The organism is Streptomyces sp. NPDC107581 (assembly GCF_055657175.1).
Genome location: NZ_JBVKBH010000004.1, coordinates 315,045 through 336,430, shown reverse-complemented (window position 1 = coordinate 336,430; position 21,386 = coordinate 315,045). Strand labels below are relative to the sequence as shown.

The 21,386-nt window shown below is 70.5% G+C and carries 17 protein-coding genes; 8 read left to right on the top strand and 9 right to left on the bottom strand.

The features are described from left to right. Window positions 1-121 precede the first annotated feature (121 nt). Window positions 122-1,270 (bottom strand): type 2 periplasmic-binding domain-containing protein, encoded by a 1,149-nt coding sequence (locus ACZ7P3_RS11480; protein WP_472080682.1) that lies wholly within the window; start codon window positions 1,268-1,270, stop codon window positions 122-124. A gap of 418 nt (window positions 1,271-1,688) precedes the next feature. Between ACZ7P3_RS11480 and ACZ7P3_RS11475 the strand changes: the two genes are divergently transcribed. The 3 genes from ACZ7P3_RS11475 (at window position 1,689) to ACZ7P3_RS11465 (ending at window position 4,328) form a co-directional block, all read left to right on the top strand. Beyond that, window positions 1,689-2,285 carry a hypothetical protein gene (locus tag ACZ7P3_RS11475; protein ID WP_472080681.1) on the top strand — a complete coding sequence of 199 codons (597 nt, stop codon included), beginning with the start codon at window positions 1,689-1,691 and terminating at the stop codon, window positions 2,283-2,285. A gap of 68 nt (window positions 2,286-2,353) precedes the next feature. Continuing rightward, window positions 2,354-3,937, top strand: coding sequence for a prepilin-type N-terminal cleavage/methylation domain-containing protein (locus ACZ7P3_RS11470; protein ID WP_472080680.1), 1,584 nt, complete (start codon window positions 2,354-2,356; stop codon window positions 3,935-3,937). A 4-nt stretch (window positions 3,938-3,941) separates the two neighbouring features. Further along, entirely contained in the window at window positions 3,942-4,328 is a 387-nt protein-coding gene (locus ACZ7P3_RS11465) for an excalibur calcium-binding domain-containing protein (protein ID WP_472080679.1), read from the top strand. A 662-nt stretch (window positions 4,329-4,990) separates the two neighbouring features. Here the strand turns inward: ACZ7P3_RS11465 and ACZ7P3_RS11460 are convergent. Then, window positions 4,991-5,692 (bottom strand): M24 family metallopeptidase, encoded by a 702-nt coding sequence (locus ACZ7P3_RS11460; protein WP_472080678.1) that lies wholly within the window; start codon window positions 5,690-5,692, stop codon window positions 4,991-4,993. A gap of 407 nt (window positions 5,693-6,099) precedes the next feature. On the opposite strand from ACZ7P3_RS11460, the gene ACZ7P3_RS11455 reads away from it, so the two are divergent. After that, window positions 6,100-6,501: a site-specific integrase gene (locus ACZ7P3_RS11455; RefSeq protein WP_472080677.1), complete on the top strand. Its 402-nt coding sequence runs from the start codon at window positions 6,100-6,102 to the stop codon at window positions 6,499-6,501. Between the two features lie 64 nt (window positions 6,502-6,565). Here ACZ7P3_RS11455 and ACZ7P3_RS11450 read toward each other — a convergent pair whose 3' ends face one another. Together ACZ7P3_RS11450 and ACZ7P3_RS11445 are read right to left on the bottom strand one after the other, a co-directional pair. Then, window positions 6,566-7,435: an acyl-CoA thioesterase gene (locus tag ACZ7P3_RS11450; RefSeq protein ID WP_472080676.1), complete on the bottom strand. Its 870-nt coding sequence runs from the start codon at window positions 7,433-7,435 to the stop codon at window positions 6,566-6,568. A gap of 19 nt (window positions 7,436-7,454) precedes the next feature. Beyond that, entirely contained in the window at window positions 7,455-9,968 is a 2,514-nt protein-coding gene (locus ACZ7P3_RS11445) for a DEAD/DEAH box helicase (RefSeq protein ID WP_472080675.1), read from the bottom strand. 145 nt (window positions 9,969-10,113) lie between these two features. Between ACZ7P3_RS11445 and ACZ7P3_RS11440 the strand changes: the two genes are divergently transcribed. Beyond that, window positions 10,114-10,908, top strand: coding sequence for a metal-dependent hydrolase (locus ACZ7P3_RS11440; protein ID WP_472080674.1), 795 nt, complete (start codon window positions 10,114-10,116; stop codon window positions 10,906-10,908). A gap of 120 nt (window positions 10,909-11,028) precedes the next feature. Here the strand turns inward: ACZ7P3_RS11440 and ACZ7P3_RS11435 are convergent, their stop codons facing one another. From ACZ7P3_RS11435 to ACZ7P3_RS11420, 4 genes are all read right to left on the bottom strand, one after another. After that, the gene (locus tag ACZ7P3_RS11435; RefSeq protein WP_472080673.1) at window positions 11,029-11,292 is read right to left on the bottom strand and encodes a type B 50S ribosomal protein L31; all 264 of its coding nucleotides are present in this window, start codon (window positions 11,290-11,292) and stop codon (window positions 11,029-11,031) included. Between the two features lie 42 nt (window positions 11,293-11,334). Further along, complete coding sequence (locus ACZ7P3_RS11430; RefSeq protein ID WP_472080672.1) at window positions 11,335-11,805, bottom strand: DUF5709 domain-containing protein; 471 nt, start codon at window positions 11,803-11,805, stop codon at window positions 11,335-11,337. 581 nt (window positions 11,806-12,386) lie between these two features. Continuing rightward, window positions 12,387-14,168 carry an ABC transporter ATP-binding protein gene (locus tag ACZ7P3_RS11425; RefSeq protein WP_472080671.1) on the bottom strand — a complete coding sequence of 594 codons (1,782 nt, stop codon included), beginning with the start codon at window positions 14,166-14,168 and terminating at the stop codon, window positions 12,387-12,389. Beyond that, window positions 14,165-15,994 carry an ABC transporter ATP-binding protein gene (locus ACZ7P3_RS11420; protein WP_472080670.1) on the bottom strand — a complete coding sequence of 610 codons (1,830 nt, stop codon included), beginning with the start codon at window positions 15,992-15,994 and terminating at the stop codon, window positions 14,165-14,167. The genes ACZ7P3_RS11425 and ACZ7P3_RS11420 overlap by 4 nt, the downstream gene beginning before the upstream one ends. A 353-nt stretch (window positions 15,995-16,347) precedes the next feature. Between ACZ7P3_RS11420 and ACZ7P3_RS11415 the strand changes: the two genes are divergently transcribed. Beyond that, window positions 16,348-17,100 carry a L,D-transpeptidase family protein gene (locus ACZ7P3_RS11415; protein WP_472080669.1) on the top strand — a complete coding sequence of 251 codons (753 nt, stop codon included), beginning with the start codon at window positions 16,348-16,350 and terminating at the stop codon, window positions 17,098-17,100. Window positions 17,101-17,165: 65 nt separating this feature from the next. Next, entirely contained in the window at window positions 17,166-18,788 is a 1,623-nt protein-coding gene (locus tag ACZ7P3_RS11410) for a peptide-N4-asparagine amidase (protein ID WP_472080668.1), read from the top strand. A gap of 224 nt (window positions 18,789-19,012) precedes the next feature. Here ACZ7P3_RS11410 and ACZ7P3_RS11405 read toward each other — a convergent pair whose 3' ends face one another. Beyond that, window positions 19,013-19,462 (bottom strand): MarR family winged helix-turn-helix transcriptional regulator, encoded by a 450-nt coding sequence (locus ACZ7P3_RS11405; protein WP_472080667.1) that lies wholly within the window; start codon window positions 19,460-19,462, stop codon window positions 19,013-19,015. Between the two features lie 114 nt (window positions 19,463-19,576). Between ACZ7P3_RS11405 and ACZ7P3_RS11400 the strand changes: the two genes are divergently transcribed. Beyond that, on the top strand, window positions 19,577-21,379 hold the full coding sequence (locus tag ACZ7P3_RS11400; RefSeq protein WP_472080666.1) for an ABC transporter ATP-binding protein: 1,803 nt from the start codon (window positions 19,577-19,579) through the stop codon (window positions 21,377-21,379). Window positions 21,380-21,386: the final 7 nt, after the last annotated feature.

Sequence of the window (21,386 nt, the reverse complement as noted above, 5' to 3'; positions counted from 1 at the left end):
CACTTCGGCGGTCCTGCCGCCGATCGGCAGCGGGACCGCCGACGGGGATCGGTGAGCCGGGACCGCCGGCGGGCGATGTTCACGCGTGGCTGACGGTCCGTTGCCCAGTGCTCCGGATCGCCTAGTAGCCGTAGGCGGCGAGGGTCGACTGGATGGTGGTGTTGCTGTCCCACTTGGTGTTGAACAGGTTGTCCCAGGCGGCCTCTGCGCCGGTGCTGCCGCCGTTCAGGGCGACGCCGAACTGCTGGATGTCTCCGTAGCCGGAGTACGCGCTCGGATCAACGTCGGTCCATGTGTTGGGATCGTTGCCCGTGGTGCCGTTCAGCGAACTCGACGTCCAGCTCACGTGCATGATGTTCGACTTCGCGACAAGACCCAGTTGGGTGTTCCCGCCGGCATTCGCCGTCACCGCGCCACGCACCTGGCTGATCCCTGATTCCAGCCGCACCTTGCACGCCGTGCCGGCGCTGTCGCACGCGCTTCCGGTGAACACGTTCTGCCCCGCCCCGCTGGCCGTCCACGAGAACCCGTTCTGTATCAACGCCTGCTTGGACGCCGCACCGAACGGCGCGGAAGCCGGGTCGGCGATCGCGATCCGGTGCCCGCTCGTCGCAAGCCAGCTCACCACGCCCGACATCGTCGTGGGCGCGCCGCCGGCGATCGACGACGCATCACACCGCGGCGACTGCGGCTTGCCGTTGCCGCTGCCATTGGCGTCCGCGCCGAACGCCAGCGGCGGGGTCCCGGCGTTGGACGGGTCATCACCGTGAGTCGAGCCCGCCCAGCTGCCGCTACAGCTGTAGATCGCCAGGTGCCCGATGGCCACAGGATGTTTGCTCGAGATCGCGCCGTTGCACTCGACGCTCCCGCTCGCCGTACACGTCCCACCATCCGCGGTCGGGATGACCGCGTCCACGTTGGCTTCGTCCGCCGACAGGAACGCGTCAATGTGCAACGGCCCGTTGACGCAGTTGTTCGACGAAGACGGATCGCACGTGGTGTAGGGGCCGGCGCTCTTCAGCTGCTGACGCAGGCTTCCCGACGTGATCCCCCGCATCGTCGACGTATCGATGGCCGGCTTGTTCCAGAACCCGCCGATCTGCGATGCGCCATTCGCGGTGAACGCGGTGAACGACCCGAGCGACTCGATCGTGCCTTTCATGTCCTTCGTCGCGGGATACATGTTGTTCGCGATCCCGACCTGCGAGTCCGTCGTGGCGAGTGCTGCGGGTGCCGCGGCGGCGATCAGCGCCGTCGCGAGGGCGCCCATCGTGAACGCGTTCCGTATCCGGCGCATCGCGGTGAAGCCGGAGTTCGGGGCGCTCCGAACCCGTCTGGACCTTCGTTGCATCTGCTACTCCTCGTCGATCCGGTTGGCGGCGGCCGCCGCACGGACACCCTGCTGGTGGGACCAGGAAATGTCCGAGAACTCCTGGGCATCTGCCAGGTTTTCGGCATGGCAGTGCCGCACATGCCTAGATGGTGCTCACTCGGGAACCCAGTAGTCAATGATTGACAACCGCGCCCGCTGTGCATGTAATGCACGTATCCAGCCTGCAACGGGCCGGCGGACGAGTGTGCCGTCGGCCCGCTGCAGGACGCACGAGAGGGGCTGGCGGCACGATGGGCAGAGGCGTGTAATGGCACGGTTGAGCAGACGGTCGCGCTCGCGCGCGATCAGGCGGGGTGTGCTGGTTCTCGCGGTGGTTGCGGCGGCGCTGGTCGTCGTGGCGCTTGCGCGCGGTGGGTCGGACGCGGCCGCCCCAGCCCAGAAGCACGACCCCGAGTGGTGCACGCCGGGCACCCAGCGCAGCGCGCTCTGCCCGCACAGCAAGGTGTTTGACGCAAAGGAATACGCCACCCACGGCAACGCCTTCGAATGCATCAATTTCGCCAGTCAGGCGGATGCCCAGGCGGTGCTGCGGGACAACCCCAGCGATCCGAACCACCTTGACGACGGAGGCGGCGTCGCGTGCCGTGGATTGCCGGAACCGCGCGACACCAAACCGGTTGCCGGCATCGCACAGCACTTCAGGTGCGGTCCTGGCGACACCCGCAGCGCGCTCTGCCCACAACCGAAGCGGTCCTTCGACCCTCGTTACTTCCTGCGCTACGGCAATGACGCCTACGACTGCCCGGACTTCGCCAGCCAGGCGGACGCGCAGGCCGTCCTGCGCTTCGAGCCGGTCGACCCGAATCACCTTGACGACGACGGGAACGGCATCGCGTGCCCGGACCTGCCGGGACCAAAAGACGTCAAGCCCGTGCGACGGGCAACACTGTGACGCGGCAAGGGCTCGCGCGTGCGCTCGGGCTGAACGTGACCCATCGATTGAAGGAAGCCCCGACTGCCATGACATCGGACCATCACCCGCTCTCATTGCGCGCCAGACGCCAGGACGGCTTCACGCTCATCGAGTTGCTCGTGGTCATCGTGATCCTTGGCGTCGTTGCCGCGATCGTGGTGTTCTCCGTCAGGGGCATCGGCGACAAGGGCCGGAAGAACGCGATCGCCGCGGACGCGGCTACGCTGCGAACGGCGGAAGAGTCCTACTGCGCGCGGCACGGACACTACGGGACAGCCGATGATCTGAAAGCTGACGGGCTGCTGTCCGGCGAACCGGTCTACAACGTGGTGGTGGTCGGCGAGGAGAACAAGTGCGGTCGAGGCGAGAAGTCGTCGTTCACGCTGCATGACACATCCACACCGACGGAGCGCGGAGCGGACGCAATCCAGGTGGGCGCGAATCCGGCCGACCTCGCGGTCGATGAGAAGGCCAATCGCGTGTACGTCGTGGCCGGTGGTAGCAACGACGTGACCGTGATCGACGGCAAGACCGACGCCCCGATCGGTCCTCCGATCGACATTTCCAGTGCTGTGTCGAGCCCGACCCGCATCGCGGTCAACCCCGGCACGGGGCAGGTCTACGTCGGGGGCACGGGCGGCGTCGCGATCATCGACACGACCAACGCCAATCACGTGACCCACGTCAGCGGCTTTACGACGACCGTCACCGGCCTGGCCGTCTCTCCCGAGAACGGCGACGTCTACGTCGGCGGCGGTACTGCAAGCACCTCCGCGGTCGCCCACATCGCGGCCGGCAGCTCGTCGGCGACGCCGATCCCACTGCCCGCTGCGGGAGTCGTGGGCGCAAGCAGCGGGATGGACTTTTCCTTTGACACCGTGCACCACGCGGTGTACCTCGCAAAGGCGGGTGTCGGCAGCGGTACGAGCCTCGCTGCCGGCATCGGCCTCTTCGCCATCTCGGCGCAGACCCACGACGCCGCCACAGTCGTAGCGCAGTTCCCGACGAAGACATCCTGCGGCACCAACGCCGGGAACGTCCTTGTCGCAAACACCGCTCGTGGCAGCACCGCTGTCGATCCGGGCCGCAACCTGGTCTACCTCCTTGCCAAGAGGTGCGTTCCGAACCCGGCGGATCCCTCGGGTCCGTGGAAAGCCGTCGCGACGACGATCGCCATCAACCCCGGCGACGGCAGCTCCACAGCGATCAACGACCTGGTGGGAACGCCCTACGGTCCCAATTCCGCGGTTTACGACTCCGCGGCAGGGTCGGTCTACGTCTACTTGGACGGTGGAGCGAACTGCGGCGGTTCTGGTGGACGCATCGACCGCATCGTCGGGACGACGGTCACGGGGCAGGCATCAGTCTGCGGAGTGTCAACTGCCCCCGGGAACCAAGCGCACAAGGTCGCCGTGCTGAGAAACTTCAACAGGATCTTCGTCGCACAACAAAATGTCGGCGGTGCGCCGGGCGGCCTCGCGGTGGCCGACGGCAGCACCCTGCTACCGCAAGCTCCGCTTGGCACACCTCGTCAGTTCGGCGCGTTGGCCACGAACAACACTACGGGGAAGACGTATGCGGTCGATCCGGTGAACGGAACGGTCGCGGTGTTTCGGACAGGATCGGCCTGAGGCAATGCCAGACCAGCCACGCAACTTCCACAAGGGCCCGGATCACCGGCTACGACCGGGTCGTCTCACCTCCATCGCGGCGGTCGGTGTGATCGCGGCGATCACGCTGACCGCTTGCGGCGGCAATGGACCCCCGCAGCATGCGTTCGACGTCGCTCCCTATGTGCACAAGGGGCATGTAGTCGACTGCGACGCGTTCAAGACCCAGGCCGACGCGCAAGCGGTGCTGCGAGCGGACGCACTCGACCCGAACGGGCTCGACCGGGACGGCGACGGCATCGCGTGCCCGAACCTCCCCGAGCCGACGGACGAGAAGCCGGTCCACCGCGACTTCATGACCGACAAGGACGGCGCGCCGATCATCGAGCCGATCAAGCCGACGCCGACGTAGCAACGGTGGAAGCGTCATGCCCGGCACGGATGGCTTTCCAACGCGCATGGCCGGTCATGGCGCATCTCCCTCCTGCCCACGGGAGGGATGATGACGGACATGGCAGCTGCAGTTCTTGATCGGTAGGGCATCGTGGTGGGTCAGGTCGTTGCGGTGGCGGTGATGTTGTTCCGCACTGGCAGACGTGCCCGACGTCCTGCCCACGGACGGGGACCGTATACGCCTCGTCAACCGGCTCGCGGACCGCAACCACTCCAGGGAGAGCGAAGCCGTCGGCGCAGGCGGTCGAACTCGGCGGTGAATCCGCACCGGGCCGCGACGGCCGTAGTTGTTCGCCGGGCACGCCGTCCGGCCGGGCCAGGATGACGTCCATGGCTTCGGCCGTGAGCCCCAGGTCGGCGAGGATGCCCAGATCTCCAGCCGGGTGTGCGCCGGTTGAAGAACCCGAACACCGCCTCCGAGGCCCGATGTCGCGGACCGCGGCGACCGCCTCGCCGAGCCCGGTGCGGTCCAGGCGGGTGCTCTGCCAGGCGCCACCCCGACGTTCGACGGTGATCGCGTATCGATGATTCTTGTGTTGTGCCACGGCCCCAGAAGTGCCCCGTCGGCTCACCCGGTAGCCGCATGTGGCCCCGGCAAGGTCCGCACGGACCAATGAGCGGTCATACGAGGTCGAGCAGTTCCGTGTGGACAGCGGCGTGGCCACGGCGTTCGTCGACGAGGTGGATCTGAAGGATCCAGTGGGCCCTCCACCCCTTCTCCAGCGTCCGGCGCAGGGGCCGGTCGTTGTCCGGACCGATGAAGGCCTCCGGCCGTGTCGCCTGCGCATGCGTGGCGGGCGCGATGCCGGTCAGCCGACCGCAATGCCAGGCGCCCAGACTCAGGTCGGCCTTGGCCGCCAGGCTGCGGACCTGCGCGTAGAGCGCGCGACCGGTGATGGAATCGTCGGCCCGAAAGGCATCCCGGGCGCCGGTGGCCACGACGGCCAGGTCGTGCACGAGGCGCCGGCGCACGAGACCGTCACCGAGGGCCACGGTCCGGGCGAACCCCGTCTCGTACGGGGCCAACAGCGACTCGAAGTCCAGCACGACCAGGTCCTGCGCGCCGATGACCCGGACCGGCCATTGCACGCCCACCACGGTGTTCGGCCCCGACCGCACGAACCGACGGCCGACCAGGCCTGCCCGTACGCCGAACACCTCCCGGGCGATCAGGGCGATCCGGTTGTCGACCTCCTCCTCGCTGCGCCCGGGCTTGATCACCTGCGTGGAGATCACGTGCGCGAACAGGCGCTGCGCCATGCGCTGGCCCTCCAGCAGGTGCAGGGCCCGCAGCCGTATGTCCATCCGATCCAACGTCGTCATCGTGCGTCCTTGCTGTCAGCCCATACCCGCGTCGCCGTTTGCTGCCGGGCCCGCCGGCGCCCGGGCTGCCACCCGCACCAGCCGTGGCGCGCCGGAGCGGGCCCGAAGCGGGGTGGTGTCGACCGGAGCGAAAGGGAGGAGCCCTGACCACGTAGCCGAACCTAACAGCGTGCGCCTGCGCGGCATCACCGGTTGATCATCCAGCGCTCGGCCGATACCGGCCGCCTCCGTTGGTTCGCCGTACGAGTGACAGCGGGCGCCTCAACAACTGCCAGGCGTCCGGGTTCCCGTCCCGGGGTGCCTTCGGGCGCGTGTGCCGCGCGGCCGTGGGGTCGGGCCACCGGCACGGACGCCGCCAAGCGGGAGAGCTCGGCCGCGACGGCGTCCGCGGCTGCGGCGACCGTCACGTGCGCGACACCGGCCAGGCCCGGGTGGGTCCCGATGCGAACCGCGTGCCGGGCGTTGCGCGGCATGTCCAGGTCGTTGACGTAGTTGCCGAAGGCGTCGTACCGGCCGACCCTCAGATCGGTGAGGGCTTCCCACTTTGTCGTGGTGCCGGGGGCGAAGTCGATGATCGCCTCGTCGAGTTGGACGCACGGGCGAGGGACTCACTCCTTGCGAGGAGACAGTACGACCTGCGTCATGCCACGGTTTCCCTGTGGTTGAACTCTGGTGTCCCCGCCGCTGAGGTGGCCGAGACGGCGGGCCACAGCGTGGCGATCCTGATGGACACGTACTGCAAGCGCATCCACGGCCGGCGGGAGCAGATGGTGCAGCGCATCATCGATGCCTCGGCAAGAACGTCGTAACGACCGGCCCGCGGAGCGTCGCACGACGCCACGCGGGCCGGTCGACGATTGGTGAAACCGCAGGTCAGTCCAGCTTGCGGAACAGCCCCTCCTGTACCACGGACACGATCAGCTGCCCTTCGAGGTTGTAGATGCGGCCCCGGGCCAGACCCCGCCCACCCACTGCGATCGGCGACTCCTGGTCGTACAGGAACCACTCGTCCGCGCGGAACGGCCGGTGGAACCACATGGCGTGGTCCAGCGAGGCCAGGTCGAAGTTCCGCGGACCCCACAGGGGTTCGACCGGGATCCGGACGGCGTCCAGGAGGGTCATGTCACTGGCGTACGTCAGCGCGCAGGTGTGCACCAGCGGGTCGTCCCCGAGCGGGCCGACCGCGCGCATCCACACCGCGCTGCGCGGTTCGGCGCCCCGGATCTCCTCGGCGTTCCAGCGCAGCCGGTCGACGTAACGGATGTCGAAGGGCTGGCGGCGCGCCATCCGCTCCAACTGCTCCGGCAGTGCGCCCAGGTGCTTGCGGATCTCCTCGGTCACCGTCGGCAGGGACTCCGGGTCCGGAATCTCGCGGGCCGGCGGCAGCTGGTGCTCGAACGGTCCTTCCTCAGGCTTGTGAAAGGAGGCGGTCAGATTGAAGATCGTGCGCCCCTGCTGCACGGCGGTCACCCGGCGTGTCGTGAACGACCGGCCGTCGCGGACCCGCTCGACCTGGTACACGATGGGCACACCCGGCCGGCCCGGGCGCAGGAAGTACGCGTGCAGCGAGTGCACGGGGCGTTCACCGTCGGTGGTGCGTCCGGCGGCCACCAGGGCCTGGCCGGCCACCTGGCCACCGAAGACCCGCTGCAGGGACTCCTGCGGACTGCGGCCGCGGAAGATGTTGACCTCGATCTGCTCCAGGTCGAGAAGGTCGACCAGTCTCTCGGCCGGGTTCGTCATGGGTGGGATTCTCCTGTGTTCACAGCTGGCCGACTTCGGTGACGCGCACGACCGCACGGCCCTCGGCGTCGGAGGCCGTCAGGTCGACCTCCGCGCTGATGCCCCAGTCGTGGTCACCGCTCGGGTCGTCGAAGATCTGGCGGACCCGCCACAGACCGTTCTCCGGCTCCTCCTTGATCACCAGCAGCTTGGGGCCGCGGGCGTCGGGACCGGTGCCGAGATCGTCGTACTCGTCCCAGTACTTGTCCATCGCCTCGCCCCACGCCTCGGCGTCCCAGCCGGACTCGGCGTCCAGCTGGCCGAGTTCGTCGACCTGGTCGAGGGCGGCCAGCTCCACGCGGCGGAACAGGGCGTTGCGGACCAGCACCCGGAAGGCGCGGGCGTTGGTGGTGACGGGCTTGACCTCGTCGGCCTTCTCCCGGGCCTCCTCGGCGGTCATCTCCTCCGGGTTGGCCAGCTGCTCCCACTCGTCCAGCAGGCTGGAGTCCACCTGGCGCACCATCTCGCCGAGCCACTCGATCAGGTCCTGGAGGTCCTCGGACTTCAGGTCGTCCGGGATGGTGTGGTCGAGGGTCTTGTAGGCGCTGGCCAGGTAGCGCAGCACGATGCCCTCGGTGCGGGCCAGCTCGTAGAAGGACACCAGCTCCGTGAAGGACATCGCCCGTTCGTACATGTCCCGGATGACGGACTTGGGCGACAGCGGGTGGTCGCCGACCCACGGGTGGCTCTTGCGGTAGGTGTCGTACGCGTGGAAGAGCAGCTCTTCCAGCGGCTTCGGGTACGTGACGTCCTGCAGGCGCTCCATGCGCTCCTCGTACTCGACGCCGTCCGCCTTCATGGCGGCGACGGCCTCGCCGCGCGCCTTGTTCTGCTGGGCGACGAGGATCTGCCGCGGGTCGTCCAGGGTGGACTCGACCACGGACACCATGTCGAGGGCGTAGGACGGCGACTCGGGGTCGAGCAGTTCGAACGAGGCGAGCGCAAAGGTGGACAACGGCTGGTTGAGCGCGAAGTCCTGCTGGAGGTCGACCGTCAGCCGGACGATGCGGCCCTCGGCGTCCGGCTGGTCGAGCTTCTCCACGATCCCGCCGTCCAGCAGGGAACGGTAGATCGCGATCGCCCGGCGGATGTGCCTGAGCTGCTGCCTGCGCGGCTCGTGGTTGTCCTCCAGGAGGTGGCGCATCGCCTCGAAGGCGTTGCCGGGGCGGGCGATCACCGACAGCAGCATCGTGTGCGTCACCCGGAACCGTGAGGTCAGCGGCTCGGGTTCGGAGGAGATCAGCTTCTCGAAGGTGTTCTCCGTCCAGCCGACGAAGCCCTCGGGCGCCTTCTTGCGCACCACCTTGCGGCGCTTCTTCGGATCGTCACCCGCCTTCGCGAGGGCCTTCTCGTTCTCGATGACGTGCTCGGGCGCCTGCGCGACGACCAGGCCCGCCGTGTCGAAGCCGGCCCGGCCGGCCCGGCCCGCGATCTGGTGGAACTCACGGGCCCGCAGCGTGCGCACCCGGCTGCCGTCGTACTTGGTCAGCGCGGTGAACAGCACCGTCCGAATGGGCACGTTGACGCCCACGCCGAGCGTGTCCGTGCCGCAGATGACCTTCAGCAGACCGGCCTGGGCGAGCTTCTCCACCAGACGCCGGTACTTGGGCAGCATGCCGGCATGGTGCACACCGATGCCGTGGCGGACGTAACGGGAGAGGTTGCGGCCGAACTTGGTGGTGAAGCGGAAGTTGCCGATCAGCTCGGCGATCTGGTCCTTCTCCTCACGCGAGCACATGTTGATGCTCATCAGGGCCTGCGCCCGCTCCACGGCCTGTGCCTGCGTGAAGTGCACGATGTAGACGGGGGCCTGCCTGCTCGTGAGCAGGTCGGTGAGCGTCTCGGTGAGCGGGGTGAGCTGGTACTCGTAGGAGAGGGGCACGGGTCGGGTCGCCGAGCGGACCACCGACGTGGGACGGCCGGTACGGCGGTTGAGGTCCTTCTCGAAGAAGGACACGTCTCCCAAAGTGGCCGACATCAGGATGAACTGCGCCTGCGGGAGTTCCAGCAGCGGGATCTGCCAGGCCCAGCCGCGGTCGCCCTCCGCATAGAAGTGGAACTCGTCCATGACGACCTGGCCGACGTCCGCGTTCTTGCCGTCGCGCAGCGCGATCGAGGCCAGCACCTCGGCGGTGCAGCAGATCACGGGCGCGTCGGCGTTGACGGAGGCGTCGCCGGTGAGCATGCCGACGTTCTCGGTGCCGAAGAGCTTGCACAGCTCGAAGAACTTCTCCGACACCAGCGCCTTGATCGGTGCCGTGTAGAACGTGACCTCGTCCCGGGCCAGCGCGGCGAAGTGCGCACCCGCGGCGATCATGCTCTTGCCGGAGCCGGTGGGCGTCGAGACGATCACGTTCGCCCCGGAGACCACCTCGATCAGCGCCTCCTCCTGGTGGGGGTAGAGGGTGAGGCCGCGCTCCTGCGCCCACGACTCGAAGGCTTCGTACAGGGCGTCGGGGTCGGCGGTCGGCGGCAGCTGATCGATGAGGGTCACGCCCCCATCTTGCCTGGCCTCGTCCCCAAGGGGGGAATCGGCTGTGGGTACGAAGATCATGGCGGCTACGCTGTGTCGCCGACGGCGCGTCAGTGCACCAGGTCAACTGGACAGCGGCACACGAGGAATGGGGCGGAAAGCGGCCATGATGGGACCAGCACACTCACTGTCGGGGGCTGCGGCCTGGCTCGGCGTCGGAGCGGCCGCGGCCGCGGCCGGACACCCGATGCCCTGGCCGGTCCTGCTCGTCGGGGCCCTGATCTGCGCGGGTGCCGCGCTCGCCCCGGACCTCGACCACAAGGCCGCCACCATCTCGAGGGCGTTCGGACCCCTCTCACGGTGGGTCTGCGAGATCGTCGACAAGCTGTCGTACGCCGTCTACAAGGCCACCAGGAAGAAGGGCGACGCACGCCGCACGGGTGGCCACCGCACGCTCACGCACACCTGGCTGTGGGCGGTCCTCATCGGTGCGGGCAGCTCCGCGGTGGCGATCACCGGCGGCCGCTGGGCGGTGCTGGCGATCCTTTTCGTGCACATGGTGCTGGCGATCGAGGGCCTGTTGTGGCGGGCGGCGCGTGGCTCCAGCAGCGACATCCTGGTCTGGCTGCTCGCCGCGACCAGCGCGTGGATCCTCGCTCAGATACTGGACAAGCCGGGCAACGGCTCCGACTGGCTGTTCACCGCGCCCGGGCAGGAGTACCTGTGGCTGGGGCTGCCGATCGTGCTGGGCGCGCTGGTGCACGACATCGGGGACGCGCTGACCGTCTCCGGATGCCCGATCCTGTGGCCCATCCCGGTGGGCCGCAAGCGCTGGTACCCGCTGGGCCCGCCGAAGGCGATCCGGTTCCGGGCGGGCAGCTGGGTCGAGCTGAAGGTGCTCATGCCCGTGTTCATGCTGCTCGGGGGAGTGGGCTGCGCAGCCGCCCTCAACGTGATCTGAGGCACCGCCCCCGCTCAGGGCTCCAGCGCCTGGCTCCGCCCGACTGCGCGGGTGCTGGAGTCAGGCGCCCTCGCTCAGGGCTCCAGCGCCCGGTTCCGCCCGACTGCGCGGGTGCTGGAGTCAGGCGCCCTCGCCAGGGTCCTCTCCTCCGTACCGGCGCTCGAAGCGGGCGACGCGGCCCTCGGTGTCGACCGTGCGGGCCCTGCCCGTGTAGAAGGGGTGGCTCTCGGAGGAGATCTCCACGTCGATCACCGGATAGGTCCGGCCGTCGTCCCACTCGATGGTCTGCTCGCTGCTCGCGGTGGACCGGGTGAGGAAGGCGTATCCGGCGGTGCGGTCGCGGAAGACCACGGGGTGGTAGTCGGGCTGCTTGTCCTGCTGCATGGCGGCTCCTCGCGCGGGGCGGTCGGGCAGGGGGCCTCCGGATCAGCCGGAGAGGGAGTCCTCGTCGACGATGTGCATGGCGGCCTCCTCGGCGGACGCGGCGGCGCCGTCGATACCGACGTCCGTGGCGACGAGGGCGCTCTCCTCGTCCTCGTGCGCGCCTTCGTCGGGTGCGACCAGACGGCCGGAGCGGAAATGGCCGACCTCGTTGTCCAGGAGTTCTCCGTCGGTGCCGTCGCAGTCGCCGATGCCGTCGCTGTCGGGCGCCAGGGCATCGGGCAGCTCCTCGGCGAGCCGCTGGTCGAGCGTCTCCCCGGTGAGGCGTTCACTCGCCGTCACTCCGGAGCGCTCCACCGCCCACGGCCGCTCGGGAGGGGACCAGCCGCGGTCGAGAGGGTCGTCGACACCGTCGAAGTCCAGCGTGTCCTCTACGTCGAGCACGCCCGAGTCCTCCCGGACCTCCGAGGCGTCGGGCTGGTAGACGTCGTCCCCCCATCCGTCGGCGCTGTCCACGGGGTACCTCCAGGTGGTGAGGACGGCCTCATGCCCCCGCGAGGGGCAGTGCGCCGTCGGCACGCTCGGCACGGGTTTCACACGGCGGGAACCGACGGGTTCCCCGGCGCTACCCGAACCGGTGCCGTTATCCAGCCTTCCACCCCTGTTCGGCACCGCGCAACGGCACGGGGCCAGGCTTCGGGCCCGGCAAGGCCACTCGGGCCTGCCCGGAGCCCCGCAACGAGGCCTGAGCGCCTCCTCCGACCGGGTGGGCCCGCGGGTCCCGCCGAGTGCCCGAGGCCGCCGCAGGGCAGACCCGGCGGCCCCTGTACCAGCCTGCTCCCGGCCCCGGTCCTCGACCCGTCCCCGGCCCGGCCCCGCTGCTCGACCTGTCCCCGTCCTCGACCTGTCCCTGCTCACGGCCCTGGCCTGCCCCCGCCCCCGGCCTGCCCCCGTCCCCGTCCTCGGCCCGGCCCTGTCCCCCGGCCCCGTCCTCGGCCCGGCCCTGTCCCCCGGCCCCGTCCTGTCTCCCTCCCCGCCTCGGACTGGGCCCCTGCTTCCGGCCTGGCCTCAGCCGACCCCTCGTCCTTCCCCAGCCCTCATCCGTGCCACGACCGCCACAGTGCCGCGTACGCCCCCTCCGCCGCGACCAGCTCGTCATGGCTGCCCAGCTCGCTGATGCGGCCGTCCTCCACGACGGCGATCACGTCGGCGTCATGGGCGGTGTGCAGACGGTGGGCGATGGCGACCACGGTGCGGCCGTGGAGGACGCGGGCCAGAGAGCGTTCCAGGTGGCGGGCGGCGCGCGGGTCGAGGAGGGAGGTCGCCTCGTCCAGGACCAGCGTGTGCGGGTCGGCCAGCACCAGCCGGGCCAGCGCGATCTGCTGGGCCTGCGCCGGCGTCAGTGCCACCCCGCCCGAGCCGACCTCGGTGTCCAGACCGTCGTCCAGCGCCCGTGCCCAGCCGTCCGCGTCGACCGCGCCGAGCGCCGCCCACAGTGCGCCGTCGCCGGCGTCGGTGCGCGCCAGCAGGAGGTTGTCGCGCAGGGAGCCGACGAAGACGTGGTGTTCCTGGTTGACCAGGGCGACGTGCGAGCGGACGCGTTCCGCCGGCATCCGGGACAGTTCCGCGCCGCCCAGGGTGATGCGGCCGTCCCGGGGCGCGTAGATCCCGGCGAGCAGCCTGCCCAGCGTGGACTTGCCGGCGCCGGAAGGGCCGACGAGGGCCATACGGGTGCCCGGGGCCACCTGCAGGGAGACGGTGCGCAGCACGTCGACGCCCTCGCGGTAGCCGAAGTGCACCCGGTCGGCGTGGACGTCCCGTCCGCCGGGAGTCAGCGAGGTGTCCCCGGCGTCCGGCTCGATGTCCCGCACGCCGACCAGCCGGGCCAGCGACACCTGGGCGACCTGCACCTCGTCGTACCAGCGCAGGATCAGGTTCACCGGGTCCACGAGCATCTGCGCGATGAGGGCACCCGTGGTCAGCCGGCCCACGTCGATCCAGCCCTGCAGCACGAAGGCGCCGCCCACCATCAGGACCGAGCCGAGCACGATGACGTGGACGGTGTTGATGACCGGGAAGAGCACGGACCGCAGCCAGAGGGTGTACCGCTCCCATGCGGTCCACTCCTTGATCCGCTGCTCGGACAGGGCGATGCGCCGGTCGCCGAGGCGGTGTGCCTCGACGGTGTGGCCCGCGTCCACGGTCTCGGCGAGCGCGGCGGCGACGGCGGCGTACCCGGCGGCCTCGGAGCGGTAGCCGGAAGGCGCCCGTCTGAAGTACCAGCGGCACCCCGCCACCAGCACGGGTGCCGCGAGCAGGGCGGCGGCCGCCAGCGGCGGTGCCGTCACGACGAGCCCGCCGAGCAGCAGCAGCGCCCACACGACACCGATCGCCAGCTGCGGTACGGCCTCCCGCATCGCGTTGGCGAGGCGGTCGATGTCGGTGGTGATGCGGGAGAGCAGGTCGCCCGTGCCCGCCCGCTCCAGCACGCCCGGCGGCAGTCCCACCGAGCGGACGAGGAAGTCCTCGCGCAGGTCGGCCAGCATCCGCTCGCCGAGCATCGCACCGCGCAGCCGCACCTGCCGGACGAACACGGCCTGCACGAGCAGTGCGAGGACGAAGAGCGTGGCGGTCAGCCCCAGGTGAAGATCCCGAGACCGGTCCGTCACGCGTTCGACGAGGTCGCCGAGCAGGTACGGGCCCACCATCGAGGCGACCACGGCCACCGTGTTGACGGTGATGAGGAGCAGAAAGGCCCGGCGGTGCCGGCGGAACAGCTCGGTCACGTAGGCGCGCACGGTCGCGGCCGCGCCGACGGGCAGGGTGGAGGCGGTCGTCGGGGCCGCCGGGTCGTAGGCCGGCGGCGCAACGCCGATCATGCGCTCTCCTCGATCTCTTCCAGCTCTTCGAGAGCGCCCAGCAGGGCGCTCCCGTCGGCCGCGCTTTCGTTCCCGGGGCGGGCCGGGGCCGGCTCGTCCTCGGTCTCCCGGGTCACCACGGCCCGGTACCGCGGCTCGGTATCGATCAGTTCGCGGTGCACGCCGACCGCGGCCACTTCGCCCTCATGGACCAGGGCGACCCGGTCCGAGTGGTCCAGCAGCAGCGGTGACGAGGTGAACACCACCGTCGTCCGGCCCGAGCGCAGCCGGCGCAGCCCGTCCGCGATCCGGGCCTCGGTGTGCGAGTCGACCGCGGAGGTGGGCTCGTCCAGAACCAGCACCTCCGGGTCGGTGATGAGGGAGCGGGCCAGTGCGAGCCGCTGCCGCTGGCCGCCCGACAGGGAGCGGCCGCGCTCGGTGATGCGGGCGTCCAGCGGATCGGCGCTGTCCAGCGACCCCTGCACCAGTGCCTCCAGGACGTCTCCGCACTGCGCGGCTGCCAGCGCGTCCTCGGCCCGGACGGCGCCGGAGGAGGGCACGTCCAGCAGCTCACGCAGCGAGCCGGACAGCAGTACCGGGTCCTTGTCCTGGACGAGGACGGCGGTGCGGGCGCTGCCGAGGGGCAGCTCGTCGAGCGGTACCCCGCCGAGCAGCACCGAGGGGCCCGGCTCGGCGGGGTGGCCGCCCAGCCGTTCCGCCAGCCGCCCCGCGGCGTCCGGGTCGCCGCACACCACGGCGGTGAGCCGGCCGGCGGGCGCGAGCAGACCGGTGGCCGGGTCGTACAGGTCGCCGCCCGGCACCTGGGCCTCGCGTGTCCCGTCGATGTCCGTGGTCCGCTGCAGCGACAGGACGCGTGCCGCGCGTTTGGCCGAGGGGCGCGAGAAGGAGTACGCCATGGCGATCTCCTCGAAGTGCCGCAGCGGGTAGTTGAGGACCATGACGGCGCTGTAGACGGTGACGAGTTCGCCGACCGTGATCCGGCCCTGGCGGGCGAGGTGGACGCCGTGCCAGACGACCGTGATCAGCAGCAGTCCGGGCAGCAGCACCTGGATCGCGGAGATCAGCGACCACATCCGGGCGCTGCGCACGGCGGCCCGCCGTACCTCCTGAGAGGCGCGGCGGTAGCGGTCGAGGAACAACTCCTCGCCGCCGATGCCGCGCAGCACCCGAAGCCCGGCGACGGTGTCCGAGGCGAGCTCGGTGGCCCGGCCCGCCTTCTCGCGCTGGATGTCGGCCCGGCGCGTGGCCCGGGGCAGCAGGGGCAGCACCGCGAGCGCCACGACCGGCACGCCCACGGCGACGACCACGCCCAGAGCGGGCTGGTAGACGAGCAGGCCGATGCAGACCACGACGACGGTCAGCGCGGCGGCGGTGAACCGGGAGACGGCCTCGACGAACCAGCCGATCTTCTCCACGTCCCCGGTGGAGACGGCCACCACTTCGCCGGCCGCGACCCGCCGGGTCAGCGCGGAACCCAGCTGGGCCGCCTTGCGTGCGAGCAACTGCTGGACACGGGCGGCGGCGGTGATCCAGTTGGTGACGGCTGTCCGGTGCAGGAAGGTGTCGCCGACGGCGATCCCCGTACCGCACAACGCCATCAGACCGCCCGTCAGGGCGAGCCGGGTGCCGGAGCGGTCGATGACCGCCTGGACGGCGAGACCGACGCAGAAGGGCAGCGCGGAGACCGAGACGAAGTGCAGCAGGCCCCAGGCCAGCGACTTGAGCTGGTCGCCCACCTGGTTGCGCCAGAGCCACCACAGGAAGCGAGGCCCCGAGCGTGCGTCCGGTACACCGGGGTCGGGATACGGAAGGTCTTGGATCTGCATGACGTCCCAGTGGCTCGTGTCAGGGAGGGGAGGGGATAGGCGGAGGGAGGGAGAAGCGGAGAGGGCGAAGAGGGAGAAGAGGGAGAAGAGGAGAGTGGGGAGCGGAGCGGACAGCAGGGGTGGGCAGGGGCAGCGGCCGTGTCGGGGTGGAGGGGAGCGGTAACAGGCCGTGAAAGGGTCGCGTCGCGCAGTGCCGAATTTCAAACGGTTTTTCCCGGCGGTGCGCACAATCCGTCAGGTTCCGGCCAGGTCCGGTCGCCGGCCGGGACGGACGCACCATGGGCCTGACGCCCGATGCGGCGAGTGTCCCCAAGTGCGCACCACGACCCGGAACGTGATGCCACGATGGGCGCGTGCAGATCGACGGCGTGCGGCGCGCGGCGGCCGTGGTGGCGGCTTCAGGAACCCTCCTTGCGACGCTCTGCGCGTGCGGCGCCCATGTGCACCGCGCCGACGGTGCGCAGGGTCCCGCAGGCCGGGCCGCGCACACCCCCTCCGGGGCGGCCGTCCGCACGGTCGACCCGACCCGGATCCCCGGCGTCGGTGACCGTCTGTACCGGCGGATTCCCGCCGACTCGGGCCAGGTCGTGGCCGTGTACGGCGAGGGCAGGGACTCGGCCGACTCCACGGTCGTGCTGTACACACGGCACGGCGCCGACTGGCATCGGGTGGCCGGCTGGGCCGCCCACAACGGCCGCCACGGCTGGACGACCGGCCACCGCGCGGGCGACGGCCGCAGCCCGGTGGGCGTGTTCACCCTCTCCGACGCGGGCGGGGTGCTCCCGGACCCGGGCACCAGGCTGCCGTACGACCACGACGAGGGTGCCTACGCGCCCCCGGCGGGGTGGGACGAGGCGCACCAGCACGACTTCGACTACGTTCTCGCCATCGACTACAACCGGGTCAAGGGCACCCCGCCGCGCGACGCCACCCGTCCCGAGGGCGCGGACAAAGGTGGTGGCATCTGGCTGCACCTGGACCACGGCAGCGGCACCTCGGCCTGCATCGGCGTCTCCCAGAAGGTCATGAAGTACCTGCTGCGCACGCTCGACCCCGCCCGGCATCCGGTGATGGTCATGGGCGACCGGCGGGAACTGCACGCCTGACGGATTGGCCGATCCGTCCGGGGCCGCATTGCGGGGCGGGCCGGTCTCCCCGTAGAACACCGGCCATGAGAAGACGGTTAGTCATGTCCATGCTCGGCGGGGCGGCCCTCCTGGCGAGCACGTTCTTCGGCACCGGGGCCGCTGACGCTCAGGCTGCTGCCCGGACGGCCGACGTTCCGGTCGAGTTCGGCACCGACTGGCACGACCCGGTGACCGCCGCCCCGCCCGTCGACCGGCCGCGCACCAGGTCCTGCCGGGTCACCCTCGCCGAGGCCCGGTTCCGTGACTTCACTCCCTACCGGGGTGCGTACACACCGCCGAAGGGCTGCGGCGACCGCTGGAGCAAGGTCGTCCTGCGCCTCGACGGCAAGGTGAAGGGCCGTCAGTACGACCGCCTCGGCTATCTGCACGTGGGCGGAGTCGAGATCCTGCGCACCTCGACGCCCGAGCCGTCTCCGGACGGCATCGAGTGGCACGTGGAGAAGGACGTCACCCGCTACAGCGACACCTTCCGCGGCCCGCGGGACGTCGAGATGCTCATCGGGAACGTCGTGGACGACACCTACACCGGCGTCATCGACGTCAAGGTGACGCTCACCTTCTACGCGGGCCGCCCCAAGGCCCCCGCGCCCGACCGCGTCCTCACCCTCGCCGACTCGCCCGACGGTGCGACCCTCACCGCACCGCGCAACAGCGAGCGCATCGTCGCCGAGGTCTACGCCACCGGATCCGGAGGCGGCTGCGAGGAGTTCTGGTACCTGACCGTGGCCGACCCGGCGTCGTACTCCTGCAAGGCGGACCACGGGCCCTACCGGGAGGTGCAGATCAAGGTCGACGGGCACCTGGCCGGCATCGCCGCGCCGTTCCCGAACGTCTGGACCGGCGGCTGGTCCAACCCCTTCCTCTGGTACGTCGTCCCAGGACCGCACGCCTTCGACGTCCGGCCCGTCGAGTACGACCTGACGCCGTTCGCCGGACTGTTCAACGACGGCCGCCCGCACCGCGTCGAGGTCTCCGTCGTCGGCGTGCCCGCAGGACAGACCGGCTGGAGCACCCCCGTGAACGTACTGGTCTGGCAGGACGCGCACCGCACCCATGTGCCCGGCGCGCTCACCGCGGACAGGGCGACCGCCATCGCCAACTCCTCGGCCTACACGCCCGGTACGGAGAACCGCGTCGACACCGAGGCCGGACACCGGCTCACCGTCTCCGGATACCTCGACACCTCGCACGGCCGGGTGACCACCACCGTCACCCGCACGCTCGCGAACAGCTCGACGCACCGCTGGACCGACGGCGAGAACATGGACGGACTCGACGCGACCTGGACGGACGACGAGACGGTCAGCGCGGACGGACGGGGCCCTGAGCGGACGACGCACACGCACCGGACGTACACGATGAACGGAGCCACGACGCTCGGCGCCGACAACCGGCTGCGCACCGTGCTGACCCTCGGCGACCGGGCCACGGCCGAGGAGCGGCAGGACGGCCGGCGCACCCTGTGGTCGCGGCTGGACGACGCGTACAGCGGCGATGCCGCGTACACGACCGATGTGCCGCGCGACCAGCGGCATGCGGTCGGCACCTCCGGCGAGCGCTACCGCCTCTACGGTCCGCACGGTTGCTACGACCGTTCGCTGGCCACGGTTCAGGGGGTGCTCACCGAGGACCGCAGCCGCTGCTGACGCCGACGGTGCGGAACGCGGCACGCGCGAGGTGATGTACCTGGCCGTCACGCGGGTGCCTGGGGCACGATCGCCTACCGCACGCGGCCCCCGCTCCGACCTTCCGGATGCTGTTGGCATCCGACCTTCCGGAGCGGGGGCCGCACCCGTTCGGCGGCGGTCGGTTGTCCCGCTGTCGAACGCGGTGCTCGGCGGTCTCGTCGCCGTTCAGCAGCGCTTGGCGGTCAGCAACGCTTGGCGGTCTCGCCGTCGATCAGCGTGTCCAGCAGCACCCCGAGCACCTGGCGCTCCTTCTCGGTCAGCGGGGCGAGGATCTCCTCGGCCGCCGAGTGGCGCGCGCCGCGCAGCTCGCGCAGGGTCGCGCGGCCTTCGTCCGTCAGCTCGATCCGGGTCACCCTGCGGTTCGCCGGATCCGGCACCCGGCGGACCTTGCCGCTCGTCTCCAGCCCGTCGACCAGCGTCGTCACCGCGCGCGGCACCACCTCCAGGCGCTCGGCGAGGTCGGCCATGCGCGGGGGCGAGCCGTAGTGCGCGAGGGTGCGCAGCAGCCGGGACTGGGCCGGGGTGACGCCCAGGTCGCGCCGGTCCATGTGGCGCTTCTGGATGCGGTGCACCCGGCGGGTGAGCCGCAGCAACTGCTCGGCGAGCAGGCCGTCGGGATCGGGGGTGGTCATGCGGGAACAATATCAGGATGCCGTTCATTGTGAGTATAGGTAACAATGAGCTATGATCCGTCAGTGATCGTCGGCCGCCTGTGCGCCGACGCCCGTTCAACTCCGTAGGAGCCCATGAATCCCGACCGTGAACTCACCTGGACACCACCTGCCGACGCCAGGGAACAGCCCCGGCAGGTGCGCCGCATCCTGAAACTCTTCCGCCCCTATCGCGGGCGGCTCGCGATCGTCGGCCTCCTCGTCGGGGCCGCCTCGCTGGTCTCGGTGGCGACGCCGTTCCTCCTGAAGGAGACTCTCGACGTCGCGATCCCGGACGGCCGCACCGGCCTGCTGAGCCTGCTCGCGCTCGGCATGATCCTCAGCGCCGTCCTCTCCAGCGTCTTCGGCGTGCTGCAGACGCTGATCTCGACGACCGTCGGCCAGCGCGTCATGCACGATCTGCGCACCGCCGTCTACGGCCGCCTGCAGCGCATGTCGCTCGCCTTCTTCACCCGCACCCGCACCGGCGAGGTGCAGTCCCGCATCGCCAACGACATCGGCGGCATGCAGGCCACGGTCACCTCCACCGCCACCTCCCTGGTCTCCAACGTGACCAGTGTCGTCGCCACGATCGTCGCGATGATCGCCCTGGACTGGCGCCTCACGATCGTCTCGCTCCTCCTGCTCCCCGTCTTCGTGTGGATCAGCCGCCGGGTCGGCAAAGAGCGCAGGAGGATCACCACCCAGCGGCAGAAGCAGATGGCCGCCATGGCCGCCACGGTCACCGAGTCGCTGTCCGTCAGCGGCATCCTGCTCGGCCGCACCATGGGCCGCTCCGACTCGCTCACGGCGTCCTTCGCGGACGAGTCCGAGCGGCTGGTCGACCTCGAAGTGAAGTCGAACATGGCCGGCCGCTGGCGGATGGCCGTGATCACGATCGTCATGGCCGCGATGCCCGCCGTCATCTACTGGACCGCGGGTCTCGCCCTCCAGTTCGGCGGCCCGCAGGCCTCGCTCGGCACCATCGTCGCCTTCGTCTCGCTGCAGCAGGGCCTGTTCCGCCCGGCCGTGAGCCTGCTGGCCACCGGCGTCCAGATCCAGACCTCGCTCGCGCTCTTCCAGCGCATCTTCGAGTACCTGGACCTGCCCATCGACATCACCGAGCGCGAGCAGCCGGTCCACCTCGACCAGATCAAGGGCGAAGTCCGCTTCGAAGGCGTCGAGTTCCGCTACGACGACAAGGGCGGCCCGGTCCTCGAGGGCATCGACGTGACCGTCCCGGCCGGCGGCAGCCTCGCGGTCGTCGGCCCGACCGGCGCCGGCAAGTCCACGCTCGGCTACCTGGTGCCCCGGCTCTACGACGTCACCGGAGGCCGCGTCACCATCGACGGTGTCGACGTGCGCGACCTCGACTTCGACACGCTCGCCCGCGCGGTCGGCGTCGTCTCGCAGGAGACGTACCTCTTCCATGCCTCGGTCGCCGACAACCTCCGTTTCGCCAGGCCGGACGCCACCGACGAGGAACTGCACGCGGCGGCCCGGGCCGCCCAGATCCACGACCACATCGCCGCGCTGCCCGACGGCTACGACACCGTCGTCGGCGAACGCGGGCACCGCTTCTCCGGCGGCGAGAAGCAGCGGCTGGCGATAGCCCGCACCATCCTGCGCGATCCGCCGGTCCTCATCCTCGACGAGGCGACCAGCGCCCTGGACAACCGCACCGAGGCGGCGGTGCAGAATGCCATCGACGCCCTGTCGGCCGACCGGACGACCCTCACCATCGCCCACCGCCTGTCCACCATTAGCGGTGCCGACCAGATCGTCGTCCTGGACGCCGGCCGGGTCGCCGAGCGCGGTGCGCACGAGGAACTGCTGGAGCTGGACGGACGGTACGCGGCCCTGCTCCGCCGGGACGCGCAGCTGGAACCGGCCGCCTGACGCGGCA